A 12799-nucleotide genomic window follows, 5' to 3' on the forward strand; every position below is an offset into this window, starting at 1 on the left:
CGCTCTCGCCGAACGTGGCCTTGGCGATCTCGCCGATGCCGGCAAGCGAGCCCAGCATGCTCACCGCTTCCACCGGCAACATGATGATCTTCTGGTTCGGCGCATCCGCGAACTGGCCGAACGCCTTGATATATTTGTCGGCAATAAAATAGTTCAACGCGGCGACGTCGCCCTTCGAAATGGCTTCCGACACCGCCTGCGTCGCCTTGGCTTCGGCTTCGGCCAGACGTTCGCGCGCCTCGGCGTCGCGGAAGGCGGCTTCGCGGCGACCTTCGGCCTGAAGGATCTGGCCCTGCTTGGCGCCCTCGGCGCGCAGGATCTCCGACTGGCGCTGGCCTTCGGCGGCCAAAATGTCGGCGCGCTTGACGCGCTCGGCCTTCATCTGCCGGCCCATGGCTTCGACGAGGTCGGCTGGCGGCACGATGTCCTTGATCTCGATGCGGTTGACCTTGACGCCCCATGGCGAAACCGCCGCGTCGACGACGCGCAAGAGACGTTCATTGATCTCGTCGCGATGCGACAGCACCTGGTCGAGGTCCATCGAGCCCATCACCGAGCGGATATTGGTCATGGTGAGGACCGTAATCGCCTGGGTCAGGTTGGCGACCTCGTAGCTCGCCTTCGCCGCATCGAACACCTGGTAGAAGGCGACGCCGTCCACCGTCACGGTGGCGTTGTCCTTGGTGATCACCTCCTGCTCGGGAATGTCGATCACCTGCTCCATCATGTTGATCTTGCGTCCGACGCGATCGAAATAGGGCACGATCAGATTGAGCCCGGGGCTGAGCGTCTGGGTGTATTTGCCGAACCGCTCGATGGTCCAGTCATGGCCCTGCGGCACCGTCTTTACGCCGGCCACCAGCGTGACGATGACGAGCAATACCAGAACGATCGCGAAGATGTCGAAGCCGCTCATTTTTCCTCCAGGGCGGGAAAAGAAGCCGGAAAAAGACCTTTCCGGCGCTGTCATTGGTCGGGATCACGATCCTACCGGTTCAGCGGTCGCAATTCACGTCGGTATGGGTGCGATTCTGCACAAGACGCGCGAAGAGGAAATGCTCAGGATATGTATCTGCTCAAGGCTCTTGAAACCAAGCGGCGCAGGCCTACCGACAAATGCTAACTGGATCCGGCCATGCCATCATTTGTAGGCGGTTTCATTCGATGACGTCGTTCGCGATTGCGAGCAGACCCGCGGAAAGCGTGATGCCAAGCTCTTTGGCCGCCTTCAGGTTGATCGTCAGCTCGAACTTGGTGGGGTTCTGGACCGGGAGGTCGGCTGCGTGCGCGCCCTTCAGAATGCGGTCGATGTAGTCCGCCGCACGCCGGAGCTGCTCGGCGCTGTCGGTGCTGTAGGACATCAGCCCGCCCTCATCGACGAAGGTCCGGCTCCAGAATACCGCGGGCACGCGCGCCTCGGCGATCGCCGCCAGCAGATGCGCGCGGTTGGCCATGGTGAAGAAGTCCGGCAGGACCAGGATGGCGCCGTCTTTCCGCGAAGCCAGCGCCCCGATCGAGGCAGCGTCATGGACCGGCGCCGGCTCGACCATCACATGAAGGGTGCGCGCGGCATCCTCGATCGTGCGCAGCATCAGGGGCGCGAACGGCGCGGTGGCGGGATTGTAGACGACGAGCACGCGGCGGACGGGCGGCGTGACCTGGGTCAGCATCTCCAGCCATTTGCCGGCGAGCGGACCGTCATAGTCGGTGAAGCCGGTGATGTTGCCGCCGGGATGCGCGAGATTTTCGACAAATCCCTGGCTGACGGGATCGGTGACGACGGCGAACACGATCGGGATCGTCGTGGTGCGCCGGCGCAACTCCTCCACCGAAGGCGTACCGACCGCGAGCAGGATGTCAGGCTTGAGTGCGATCAACTCATCCGCAAGCTGCGCGATACGCGCGCGGTCGCCGCCGCCGCTGCGCCAGTCGATCGTGAGATTGGCCCGCTCCTTCCAGCCCTGGCCGGCGAGCGCCTCGACCAGGATCGTGCTGCGGGCCTGTCCGATCGCGTCATCGGCGGCAGTGACCGAGAGCACGCCGAGCCGCGCCGCGTTCGGCTGCTGCCCCAGCACCGCGGCGGGCAGCGCCGCGGTCATCCCAAGAAGCGCCAGGCACCCGCGGCGATTCATCGGGCGCCCATCAGATCCAGCCCTGAAGCTCGCGCAGCACCAGGGTCCGGATCACGTCCATGCCAGGTCCGCTGTCGTTGAGGCAGGGGATCGCGGAAAACTGCTCGCCGCCACTATGCTTGAAGATCTCGGCGTTCTCCTGCGCGATCTCCTCCAGCGTCTCCAGGCAATCGGCGGCAAAGCCCGGCGTCACCACCGCGATGCGGCGCACGCCTTCCTTGGCGAGCCGCTCCATGGTCTTGTCGGTGTAGGGCTGGAGCCACTCGTCATTGCCGAAGCGCGACTGGAAGGTGAGCAGCAGCTTGGTCTCGTCCATGCCGAGCCGGCGACGCAGCGCCTCCGTCGTGGCAATACAGTGCTGCTGATAGGGATCGCCCTTCTCGACATAGGATTTCGGCATGCCGTGGAAGGATGCGACGATCAACTCCGGTTTGAAGGACAGCGTCGCCAGATGCGCCTCAATCGAGGTCGCGAGCGCCTCGATATAGGCCGCGTCCTCGTAATAAGGCGGCGTCACCCGCAGCGTCGGCTGGTTGCGCAGGCGGGCCAGCACGCGGAACACTTCGTCGCAGACGGTCGCCGAGGTCGAGGCGGAATATTGCGGATAGAGCGGCACGGCCAGGATGCGCTCGCACCCCTTCGCGATCAGCGCGTCGATGCCCGATCGGATCGAGGGATTGCCGTAGCGCATCGCCCAATCGACCACGACGTGGTCGCGGTCCGACAAGGCGGCGGCAAGCTTGTCGCTTTGCGAGCGCGTGATGGTTTTCAGTGGCGACTCGTTCCGTTCGGTGTTCCAGATCTTCTGGTAGTCCAACGCCTTGGTGCGGGGACGGCGGCGCAGGATGATCCCGTTGAGCACCAGCTTCCAGATCAGGCCCTGGTCCTCGATGACGCGCGCGTCACTGAGGAATTCCTTGAGGTAGACCCGCACGCCCGGCGCATCGGCGGTGTCAGGCGTTCCGAGATTGATCAGGAGCACCCCAACGCGCGGCAAGGCGGACTGGGTGGCCGGTCTCGCGGCCTCGACGGGGACGACACTGGTCATGGCTCTCTGGGTCGCGCGTTGGTCCGAACTTGTCAAGATGAGCCGGGGTTCGCTAGGGTCGCACCAGGCGGTGGAGGCAAGATGACACTCGCGGAATGGTGTGTATTCGGAGCGCTGCTGCTGTATCTGGCAACGATCGCCTCGGTCAAATGGATCAGGTTTCGCCGCTTCGACAATTCCCGGCCGCGCGACCCCGCTTTCTATGCGGACGCCCTCTCGCAACGCGCTCTCGGCGCGCACCAGAACGGCATCGAGACCTTTCCGTTCTTCGCCTTCGCGGTGCTGCTCGCGGAATTCCGGGACTCGCCACAGCGCCTGATCGACGAGCTCGCGGCGCTGTTCCTGATCGTGCGCCTCGCCTATGTGCTGACCTATCTCGGCAACCGCCCGACCCTGCGCTCGATCCTCTGGAGCATCGGCTTTGCGATCAATCTCGGGATCTTCTTCATGCCGGCCTTGAAGAGGTTTCTGCCGGTGTGAGGCTCTGGCTGCCGTGTCCCGAACGCTGTGCAGCACTTATGCGCTGCTCCACAGAGCCGGGGCACGAGAGGCTTGCTCAAAAGCACGTCGTCCGTTCGGCGGCGATGTAGCCGAACAAGAGGCCGACGCCGAACAGAAGCACGAGGCCGGCGGCGCCGAATTCGATGCCGCGCATGAAGAGAGCACCGCCACCGTCGCGCCCGGCGCTGAGGCGGGCAGCGATGTCCTTGGCGGAGACGGCGACGATCGCGATGGCCGCGACCGTGATGGCGGTGCCGAGACCCATCAGGAAGGTAGCGGCGACGCCGGCCCAGAACAGGCCCTGGGCCAGTGCGAACACCAGGACCAGGATCGCACCCGAGCACGGGCGGATGCCGACGGTCAGGATCGCAGCGAACCCGCGCCGCCAGCCGCCGGGGCCGGCGAGTTCGCCGGGGGTGGGGCCGTGGGAATGACCGCAATGCTCGTCATGAACGTGAGCGTGCTCGTGGTGGTGATCGGCGTGAGCGTGGGTTTGGGTGTGATTGTGATCATGGTGATCGTGGTCGCGATGATCACGCGCATCACGATGATGGGGATGATCGTGGTCGTGATGGTGCGGCACGCCCGCCATCGCCGGCACCGGCTGGGCGGCCTGAAGCGCACGGATGAAGGAGCCGCCCTTGATCCAGACCAGGCGCAGCCCGAACAGCGCGATCAGGGCGTAGCTCGCGATCTCGATCACCCCTTCCGCCCTGCACATGGTTTTCGCCGTCGCATTCAGCACCCAGGCCGAGATGCCGACGATCAGGACCGCCACCAGCGACTGCATCAGCGCGGAGGCGAACGACAGCGCAATGCCGCGGCGCGCCGTCTCGCGGTTGGCGACCAGGTAGGAGGCGATCACCGCCTTGCCGTGGCCGGGACCGGCGGCGTGAAAGATGCCATAGGCAAACGCGATGAACAGCAGCGTCCACACCGCCGATCCGTCCGACTTCGCGGCCCGGATGGTCGCCGACATCTGCCGATAGAATTCCGACTGTTTTGCCAGCAGCCAGCCGATGACGCCGCCGGCCTCAGGCTGGGCCGCCTGCTGGGGGCGCGGCGCGCCGAACGGATTTTGCGCGAGCAGATCATGGAGCGCGGCATCGGCCACGGCCACGACCAGCAGAACGGCGGTGCAGGCCAGCAGCCCACGCGCGAGCGGAGAGAGTTGCGGCTTCAAGGGCAATCCACCGTGATCTTGTTGGCGAACATCATGCCGAAATTCGAGTTCTCGCCGTTCAGGAAGGTCTGCTCGTTGAGCTTCTGCGCGCTCGCGGTGCCGTCGCTCGGCCGCTCCAGCTTCATCTGGCAGCCCGCGGGCGCGCCGACCAGCTTGACCGGGTTGTCCTTGGCCATCTGGAAGTCGATGAAGAAGGAGCGGTCGAACACTTCGAGCACCAGTTGCCTGGGCTTGACCGGGGTCTTCAGCGGCAGCGTGAAATGCAGGGTCAGCACCGTGTCCTTGTAGTCGAGGAAGTAGTCGACCGGCTCCTGGAATCGCTCCTTCTTGCCGTCGGCTCGCGCGAAGGTGAAGTAGGCATATTCCTTCAGCGACTCGACATTGGTCTGCGCCAGCGGCGTCAGCTCCTCGCGCGTATAGGCGCCCTTGGTCTTGCTCTCGAGCCCCTGCACCGCATAGGCCGAGAACATGTCGTCGAAGGTCCATGCATGGCGCACGCCGGTAATGGTTCCGTCAGCGGCGTAAAGAAGTTCGCTGGTCGCGGTGATCCAGACATGCGGATGCGCGCTCGCCGCCCCCCCTGCGAGCGTCATCGCGGCGACGAACAGCCATCCGAACGGAGTGCGCATGCCCATCAGGCCGCCTTGGCGTCGTCGAGCAGGCCGCGACGGCGCAGCAGCGCGTCGGGCTCGGGCGGGCGGCCGCGGAAGGCCCCGTAGGCAGCTTCGGGATCGACCGATCCGCCGCTCGAATAGATGTCGTCGTGCAGGCGCTTGGCGACGGCGGGATCGAAAATGTCGCCGGCCTCCTCGAATGCGCCGAAGGCGTCGGCGTCCATCACCTCCGACCACATGTAGCTGTAATAGCCCGCGGCATAGTGATCGCCGGTGAAGATATGGCCGAACTGCGTGGGCCGGTGACGCAGCGCGATCTCCTCGGGCATGCCGATCTTCTCCAGTTCGCGTCTCTCGAAGGCGCGGACGTCCTGCGCGGCCGCGGCCGGCTGGGTGTGGAATTCGAGGTCGATCAGGGCCGAGGAGACGAACTCGACCGTGGCAAAGCCCTGGTTGAATTTCCGCGCTGAAAGGAAGCGCTGGAGCAGCTCGTCCGGCAGCGGCTCGCCGGTCTGGTAGTGGCGGGCGAACTTCTGCAGCACCTCGGGCCGCTCCTGCCAGTGCTCGTAGAGCTGCGAGGGCAGCTCGACGAAGTCGGTGAACACCGAGGTGCCCGACAGCGAGGGATAGGTCACGTTGGAGAGCATGCCGTGCAGGCCGTGGCCGAACTCGTGGAACAGGGTGCGGGCATCGTCGGGCGACAGCAGAGAAGGCTCGCCGCCGGCGCCCTTGGCAAAATTGCAGATGTTGAGAACGAGCGGCGCAACGTCGCCGTCGAGCTTCTGCTGGTCGCGCAGCGAAGTCATCCAGGCGCCGGAGCGCTTCGACGGGCGGGCGAAGTAGTCGCCATAGAACAGCGCCTTATGCTTGCCGTCCGGCCCCTTCACCTCCCAGACCCTGACGTCCGGGTGCCAGACTGGAACGTCCTTGCGCTCCTCGAAAGCGATGCCGAACAGGCGCGTGGCGCAGTCGAAGGCGGCAGCAATCATGTGGTCGAGCGAGAGATAGGGCTTGATCGCAGCGTCGTCGAAATTGGCCCGCTCAAGGCGCAGCTTCTCTGCATAGAAGCGCCAGTCCCAGGGCGCGAGCTTGAAATTGCCGCCCTCGGCCGTGATTAGCGCCTGCATCTCGTCGCGGTCGGCGAGCGCGCGTGCCCGCGCCGGCTTCCAGACCCGCTCCAAAAGGCCCCGCACCGCTTCGGGCGTCCTGGCCATGGAGTCCTCGAGCCGGTAGGCGGCGAAAGTCGGGTAGCCCAAAAGCTTGGCGCTCTCCTCGCGCAGCTTCAGGATCTCGACAATGGTTCCGTTATTGTCATTGGCGTTGCCGTTGTCGCCGCGCGCGATGAAGGCCTTGTAGACCTTCTCGCGCAGGTCGCGCCGGGCCGAGCTCTTCAGGAACTGTTCGACCGAGGAGCGCGACAGCGTGACGATGGCCTTGCCTTCCATGCCGCGCTCTTCTGCCGCGGCCTTGGCGCCGGCGACAAAGCTCTCCGGCAGGCCCTGGCAGTCGGCCTCCCCCAACTCCATGACCCAATCCTGCTCGTCTCCGAGCAGATGGTGGCTGAAGCTGGTGCCGAGCTGGGCGAGCCGCTCGTTGATCTCGGCCATCCGCGCCTTGGCATCCTCGGAGAGACCGGCGCCGGAGCGGTGGAAGCGGGTGTAGGTGCGCTCCAGCAGGCGAAGCTGCTCGGGAGTGAGCCCGAGATTGGCGCGGTTCTCGTGCAGCTGGGCGATGCGGCCGAACAGCACGGCGTTCATCATGATCGGATTCCAGTGCCGCGCCATCCGCAAGGAGACCTCCTTGTCGATCTCCAGGATGGCCGGATTGGAATGCGCCGAAACGAGGTCGTAGAAGACCGCCGCGACCTTGCTCAGCAGCTTGCCCGAGCGCTCCAGCGCCGTGACGGTGTTGGCGAAGTCGGGCGCCGCCGGATCGTTGGTGATCGCCGCGATCTCGGCGGAATGATCCGCGAAAGCCTGCTCGAAGGCGGGCAGGAAGTGCTCCGGCTTGATCTCGTCGAAGGGCGGGGTCGCGAACGGCGTCACCCAGGCTTTCAGCAGCGGGTTGGCCTCGGCTTCCGTATTTTGGCGGGTTTCTGACATCACAAGTCCCGAATTCGTGGCTCGATTGTTGCGGCCAGCTATAGCACGCGATGGGGCTTTTTTGGGCCGTTTGCCCTTGCTCCCGGCCGGCTTTTCGGGGAGATTGCGGCCCTCGCAGACCACGGACCCTGAGCTCATGAACGCGTCTTCCTCGTCTTCCCGTCAGATCGTCTGGCCGAGCGTCATCACCGTCATCAGCGCCGCCATCCTGATCGGCGCGGAGGTGTTCGGCGCCGCGTTTGCCGGAGGCTGGGCGCTCGCGATCCTGTTCGGGCTCGGCGACCAGGGCGCCCACATCCTCCAGGCCGTGCTGTTCGCACTCGGCGTGCTCGTGATGACCGCGTTCATCCGCGGAGCGCAGCGCGTCGAGCCGTTCACGAAGCGCGGCTGAAGCTCGCGCGCGACGGACGCGCGCGCTGCATGGAAAAGCTTAACGCGCGTTCATCTTCCGCGTCGCTCGCGCAACACTGCGCAAGCGGATGTTAGGCAATTCCGCTCTCAGCCTAAAAAAATTCTTGCGAAGCAGAGTCAAAACGCTTATGTGCGCTCTTGCCCAATTTCGCACGTGCCTGTGGTCGTGTGTCAGTCGGTAGGTATCCGGACAAGAGGCCGGACAGCCGCCAAGGGGTGAAGAAGCCGAGGGGCTCTTCGGAAGTGCAGAAGTCGGAAGACCGAAGGTCGCAAGACATGTAGGTCAGACGACGGAGCAAACCCGAAGCGCCCAGCATCTCTCTCAAAGAGGTGCCATGTCGAAGGTGACTTTGCTCCTTGCAACCGTGACTGGCAGCCGGAGGCGAACCGGCGCACCCCGCTCTCAACGGGGGACGCGACTTAAAGCAACGACGGATCGGGCTTTTTTGGTCTCTACCGGCAGTCCAACGCCGGCGCGGGCTACTGAAAAGGCTTGTCCTTCATTGCCAGGTGTGCGGGCGGGAAAATTCCCAACCAATCCACGGCAGCACAATTCGGTCTAGGGTTCTTGGCCCTGTCGCGTCTCCATCGTGCGGCAGCGCCATTGCACCCTCGTCCGAGAACCACTTTGAACGAGCTCCGTCGCTGGGGCCGCTTTGGAGAGTGCTATGACCGAACGAATCCAGGAATTCCTGCGCAACCGCCGCAAGGATGGCCTCGACACCGAGCCGTGCCTCGTCGTCGACCTCGAGGTCGTGCGCGACAATTACCAGAGCTTCGCCAAGGCACTGCCCGACAGCCGCGTGTTCTATGCCGTCAAGGCGAACCCGGCGCCGGAAGTGCTGGCCCTGCTCGCCTCCATGGGCTCCTGCTTCGACACCGCGACCGTCGCCGAGATCGAGATGGCGCTGGCTGCTGGTGCGACGCCCGACCGCATCTCCTTCGGCAACACGATCAAGAAGGAGCGCGACATCGCGCGCGCCTTCGCGCTCGGCATTCGGCTGTTCGCGGTCGACTGCGCCGCCGAGGTCGAGAAGGTCGCCCGTGCCGCCCCCGGCGCCAAGGTGTTCTGCCGCATCCTCTATGACTGCGCCGGCGCCGAGTGGCCGCTGTCGCGCAAGTTCGGCTGCGACCCGGAGATGGCGGTCGAGGTGCTCGACCTCGCCAAGCGCCTTCGCCTGGAGCCGTACGGCATCTCCTTCCATGTCGGCTCGCAGCAGCGCAAGGTGAAGGCGTGGGACCGTGCGCTGGCAATGGCCTCGCAGGTGTTCCGCGACTGCGCCGAGCGCGGCATCAACCTGTCCATGGTCAACATGGGCGGCGGCTTTCCGACCAAGTACCTGAAGGACGTGCCGCCGGTCGTGACCTACGGCCGCTCGATCTTCCGCGCGCTGCGCAAGCACTTCGGCAACCAGATCCCGGAGACCATCATCGAGCCGGGCCGCGGCATGGTGGGCAACGCCGGCATTATCGAATCCGAGGTCGTGCTCATCTCGAAGAAGAGCGACGAGGACGAGGTGCGCTGGGTCTATCTCGACATCGGCAAGTTCGGCGGTCTCGCCGAAACCATGGACGAGTCGATCCGCTACGCCATCCGCACCCGTCACGACGGCGCGGACATGACGCCGTGCGTGCTCGCGGGTCCGACGTGCGACAGCGCCGACGTGCTGTACGAGAAGGCCCCGTATCCGCTTCCCGTCACGCTCGAGATCGGCGACAAGGTGCTGATCGAAGGTACCGGGGCCTATACGTCGACCTACTCGTCGGTGGCGTTCAACGGCATCCCGCCGCTGAAGACGTATCACATCTGATCGCCTCCTGCTTCTGAGGCCTGACGAACCCGGGAGCCGGCCTGCCGGCTCCCTTCCAGACATCCCAATTTTGACGACGTCTTGAACGGACGTGCCTTCCGGCGCGTCCATCCAAGCGGGGACTGACGCGCCATGACTGCTTTTCGGAAGCCACAAGTCACCCTCAATTCGAAAGCCGCTCCGTTCGCGATCCGCGCGGAGCGTGCTGCCGACGTCGCGATGCGTGAAGCGCTGCTGGATGCCTGCTTTGGCGAGAACCGCCATGGCCGCACCTGCCAGCGCCTGCGCGACGGACGCGCACCTGCCGCCGGCCTCGCGCTGGCCGCCGTGCGCGAGGGCAAGCTCGTGGGAACCGTGCGGCTGTGGCACGTCAGCGCCGGAGGCAGGCCCGCTCTGGTCCTCGGACCGCTGGCGGTCGACCCTGCCTGCCGCGAGCTCGGGATCGGCGCCGCGCTGATGCATCAAGCGCTGGCCGCCGCCCGGGCGCGCGGGCATGCCGCCGTGATCCTGCTCGGCGACGCGCCTTATTACGCCCGCTTCGGCTTCTCGGCGGAGAAGACCGGCGAGCTCTCGCTGCCCGGCCCGTTCGAGCGTGACCGCCTGCTGGCGGTCGAATTCACCGATGGCGCGCTCGATGGCTCCGAAGGGATGATCGTCCCGACTGGCGCCGCCCTGCCCAGACGGAGGGCGGTTCGCGCACCTGTGGCGCACGCGGCCTAGGAGATCGCCTTCATAGCGAAGAGCGAAGCCGCACTGAGCGGCGGCGCCCAAACGCGCCTGCGCTGGCTTCCTTTGGGGTTGCGCAGCCGCAAGAAACGCCCTTTAACCCCGCGAAACGTCCCTTCCGTCGAGGCCCATGACCATGTCCCGTCGCCTGATCTCCACCGGCTCTCCCCTCGAAAAGACCGTCGGCTACAGCCGCGCCGTGATCGACGGCGAGTTCGCCTTCGTCGCGGGAACCACCGGCTATGACTACACCACGATGACGATGCCGGCCGATGTCACGAGCCAGTCACGCAACTGCTTCAAGACCATCGAAGCCGCCCTGCAAGAGGGCGGATTCGAGATGGCCGATATCGTCCGTGCGACCTACTACGTCACCGATGCCGGCACCATCGATGCCCACTTTGCCGTCTGCGGCGAGGTTCTCGGTGACATCAGGCCGGCCGCGACGTTGCTGGTCGTCACCGCTCTCGCCAAGCCCGAGATGAAGGTCGAGATCGAAGTCACCGCCAAGCGCCGCGGCGTCTAAAAAGCGCCGCAGCATCTGACAAGCGCCGCAGCGCCTGATCCACCCATCACCCTTTGTCCGCCAGCACGTTCCGGAGAAACCATCCCATGAGCCCCGCCTCGCAGATCTACGCGAAGATCACTGGCCCCATCGTCATGGTCGGCTTCGGCTCCATCGGCAAAGGCACATTGCCGTTGATCGAGCGGCATCTCGACTACGACAAGTCGCGCATCACGGTGCTCGATCCCAAGGACGAGGGTCGCAGGGCGCTTTGCGAGAAGCACGATGTCAGGTTCATCCAGAAGGGCCTGACCAGGGACAATTACCGCGAGGTGCTGACCCCGCTGCTCACTGAAGGCGGCGGTCAGGGTTTTTGCGTCAATCTCTCGGTCGACACCGGCTCGACTGACATCATGGAGCTCTGCAACGAGCTCGGCGCTCTCTATATCGACACCGTCAACGAGCCCTGGCTCGGCTTCTATTTCGATGCGTCGAAGGGCCCGGAGGCGCGCTCCAACTACGCGCTCCGCGAAGTGACGCTCGCCGCCAAGAAAGCGCGGCCCAAGGGCTCGACGACGGCCGTCTCCTGCTGCGGCGCCAATCCCGGCATGGTCTCCTTCTTCGTCAAGCAGGCGCTGCTCAATGTCGCCGCCGACCTGAAGCTCAACGCCCCCAGGCCGAAGACCAGGGCCGAATGGGCGGATTTGATGCGGCAAGCCGGCATCAAGGGCATCCACATCGCCGAACGCGACACCCAGCGCTCCAGGAAGCCGAAAGAGCCTGACGTCTTCGTCAACACCTGGTCGGTGGAAGGTTTCCTGTCGGAAGGCGTGCAGCCCTCCGAACTCGGTTGGGGCACCCATGAAAAATGGATGCCCGAGAATGCACGGACCCACGAAGCCGGCTGCGGCGCCGCCATCTATCTGATGCAGCCCGGCGCCAACACGCGCGTGCGCACCTGGTGCCCGACCCGCGGGGCGCAATATGGCTTCCTCGTCACTCATAACGAGTCGATCTCGATCGCCGACTACTTCACGGTGCGCGACGCATCGGGCAAGGCGATCTACCGGCCGACCTGCCACTACGCCTACCATCCGGCTGACGATGCCGTGCTGTCGCTGCATGAAATGTTCGGCCGCGCCGGGAAGATGCAGGAGAAGCACCACATTCTCGACGAGAACGAGATCGTCGATGGCATCGACGAGCTCGGCGTGCTGCTGTTCGGCCATGACAAGAACGCCTACTGGTACGGCTCGCAGCTCTCCATAGAAGAGACCCGCAAGCTCGCGCCCTATCAGAACGCCACGGGCCTGCAAGTGACCTCCGCCGTGCTCGGCGGCATGGTGTGGGCGCTGGAAAACCCGAACGAAGGCATCGTCGAAGCCGACGAGATGGACTTCGATCGCCTACTCGAAATCCAGATGCCCTATCTCGGCCCCGTGAAGGGCTTCTACACCGACTGGACGCCGCTGACCGATCGTCCGGGACTGTTTCCGGAGGATATCGACACCAGCGATCCCTGGCAGTTCCGAAATATTCTGGTGCGGTAAAGGGCGACACGTCTCGCCTCATCCACCGCCGTCATGCCCGGCGCAGGCGGGGCATCCAGTACGCCGCGGCTTATCCGTATCCACGCTCCGTCTCTGGAATACTGGATCCCCCGCCTGCGCGGGGGATGACACCGAGTGCGCGGCCAGAAGCGCGGCCGCCAGCTACTTCCTCTCGATCGGCGGCGCGATCTTCTCGGCTGGCGCCGCCGGCAGCGC

At 65.1% G+C, this 12799-nt stretch carries 12 protein-coding genes; 6 read left to right on the plus strand and 6 right to left on the minus strand.

The features are described from left to right. From IC50_RS17040 to hemH, 3 genes are all read right to left on the minus strand, one after another. Positions 1–916: SPFH domain-containing protein (locus tag IC50_RS17040; protein ID WP_035707015.1), on the minus strand; the 916-nt coding region annotated here is incomplete at its 3' end. A 241-nt stretch (positions 917–1157) separates the two neighbouring features. Then, entirely contained in the window at positions 1158–2132 is a 975-nt protein-coding gene (locus IC50_RS17045; RefSeq protein ID WP_035707019.1) for an ABC transporter substrate-binding protein, read from the minus strand. 10 nt (positions 2133–2142) lie between these two features. Continuing rightward, the gene (gene hemH, locus IC50_RS17050) at positions 2143–3180 is read right to left on the minus strand and encodes a ferrochelatase (protein ID WP_035707022.1); all 1038 of its coding nucleotides are present in this window, start codon (positions 3178–3180) and stop codon (positions 2143–2145) included. Positions 3181–3261: 81 nt separating this feature from the next. Between hemH and IC50_RS17055 the strand changes: the two genes are divergently transcribed. Continuing rightward, complete coding sequence (locus IC50_RS17055; protein ID WP_035707026.1) at positions 3262–3660, plus strand: MAPEG family protein; 399 nt, start codon at positions 3262–3264, stop codon at positions 3658–3660. 76 nt (positions 3661–3736) lie between these two features. Here the strand turns inward: IC50_RS17055 and IC50_RS17060 are convergent, their stop codons facing one another. The 3 genes from IC50_RS17060 to IC50_RS17070 are packed head-to-tail and all read right to left on the minus strand — an operon-like array spanning position 3737 to position 7580. Beyond that, positions 3737–4864, minus strand: a complete 1128-nt coding sequence (locus IC50_RS17060; protein WP_193374126.1) for a nickel/cobalt transporter — start codon at positions 4862–4864, stop codon at positions 3737–3739. Beyond that, a complete protein-coding gene (locus tag IC50_RS17065; protein WP_035707032.1) occupies positions 4861–5499 on the minus strand; it encodes a DUF1007 family protein in 639 nt (212 codons plus the stop codon). Before IC50_RS17065 ends, IC50_RS17060 begins: the two co-directional genes overlap by 4 nt. After that, entirely contained in the window at positions 5499–7580 is a 2082-nt protein-coding gene (locus tag IC50_RS17070; protein WP_035707035.1) for a M3 family metallopeptidase, read from the minus strand. Before IC50_RS17070 ends, IC50_RS17065 begins: the two co-directional genes overlap by 1 nt. 136 nt (positions 7581–7716) lie before the next feature. Here IC50_RS17070 and IC50_RS17075 point away from each other — a divergent pair, with 136 nt between their 5' ends. The 5 genes from IC50_RS17075 (at position 7717) to IC50_RS17095 (ending at position 12583) form a co-directional block, all read left to right on the plus strand. Next, entirely contained in the window at positions 7717–7971 is a 255-nt protein-coding gene (locus tag IC50_RS17075; RefSeq protein ID WP_035707037.1) for a hypothetical protein, read from the plus strand. Between the two features lie 688 nt (positions 7972–8659). After that, positions 8660–9802 carry a type III PLP-dependent enzyme gene (locus IC50_RS17080; RefSeq protein ID WP_035707040.1) on the plus strand — a complete coding sequence of 381 codons (1143 nt, stop codon included), beginning with the start codon at positions 8660–8662 and terminating at the stop codon, positions 9800–9802. Between the two features lie 132 nt (positions 9803–9934). Then, a complete protein-coding gene (locus tag IC50_RS17085; protein ID WP_035707042.1) occupies positions 9935–10522 on the plus strand; it encodes a GNAT family N-acetyltransferase in 588 nt (195 codons plus the stop codon). A 142-nt stretch (positions 10523–10664) separates the two neighbouring features. Beyond that, positions 10665–11054: a RidA family protein gene (locus tag IC50_RS17090; RefSeq protein ID WP_035707048.1), complete on the plus strand. Its 390-nt coding sequence runs from the start codon at positions 10665–10667 to the stop codon at positions 11052–11054. Positions 11055–11140: 86 nt separating this feature from the next. Then, positions 11141–12583, plus strand: a complete 1443-nt coding sequence (locus tag IC50_RS17095) for a homospermidine synthase (RefSeq protein ID WP_035707045.1) — start codon at positions 11141–11143, stop codon at positions 12581–12583. Positions 12584–12799 lie beyond the last annotated feature (216 nt).

This window comes from Bradyrhizobium genomosp. I (2014) (genome assembly GCF_000261685.1).
In the GTDB taxonomy this organism is placed as follows: domain Bacteria; phylum Pseudomonadota; class Alphaproteobacteria; order Rhizobiales; family Xanthobacteraceae; genus Bradyrhizobium.

Coding starts and splice junctions, on each gene's coding strand:
- hemH (WP_035707022.1), bottom strand. CDS start 3,180: ATGACCAGTGTCGTCCCCGTCGAGGCCGCGAGACCGGCCACCCAGTCC.
- IC50_RS17085 (WP_035707042.1), top strand. CDS start 9,935: ATGACTGCTTTTCGGAAGCCACAAGTCACCCTCAATTCGAAAGCCGCT.
- IC50_RS17090 (WP_035707048.1), top strand. CDS start 10,665: ATGTCCCGTCGCCTGATCTCCACCGGCTCTCCCCTCGAAAAGACCGTC.
- IC50_RS17055 (WP_035707026.1), top strand. CDS start 3,262: ATGACACTCGCGGAATGGTGTGTATTCGGAGCGCTGCTGCTGTATCTG.
- IC50_RS17045 (WP_035707019.1), bottom strand. CDS start 2,132: ATGAATCGCCGCGGGTGCCTGGCGCTTCTTGGGATGACCGCGGCGCTG.
- IC50_RS17080 (WP_035707040.1), top strand. CDS start 8,660: ATGACCGAACGAATCCAGGAATTCCTGCGCAACCGCCGCAAGGATGGC.
- IC50_RS17095 (WP_035707045.1), top strand. CDS start 11,141: ATGAGCCCCGCCTCGCAGATCTACGCGAAGATCACTGGCCCCATCGTC.
- IC50_RS17070 (WP_035707035.1), bottom strand. CDS start 7,580: ATGTCAGAAACCCGCCAAAATACGGAAGCCGAGGCCAACCCGCTGCTG.
- IC50_RS17065 (WP_035707032.1), bottom strand. CDS start 5,499: ATGGGCATGCGCACTCCGTTCGGATGGCTGTTCGTCGCCGCGATGACG.
- IC50_RS17075 (WP_035707037.1), top strand. CDS start 7,717: ATGAACGCGTCTTCCTCGTCTTCCCGTCAGATCGTCTGGCCGAGCGTC.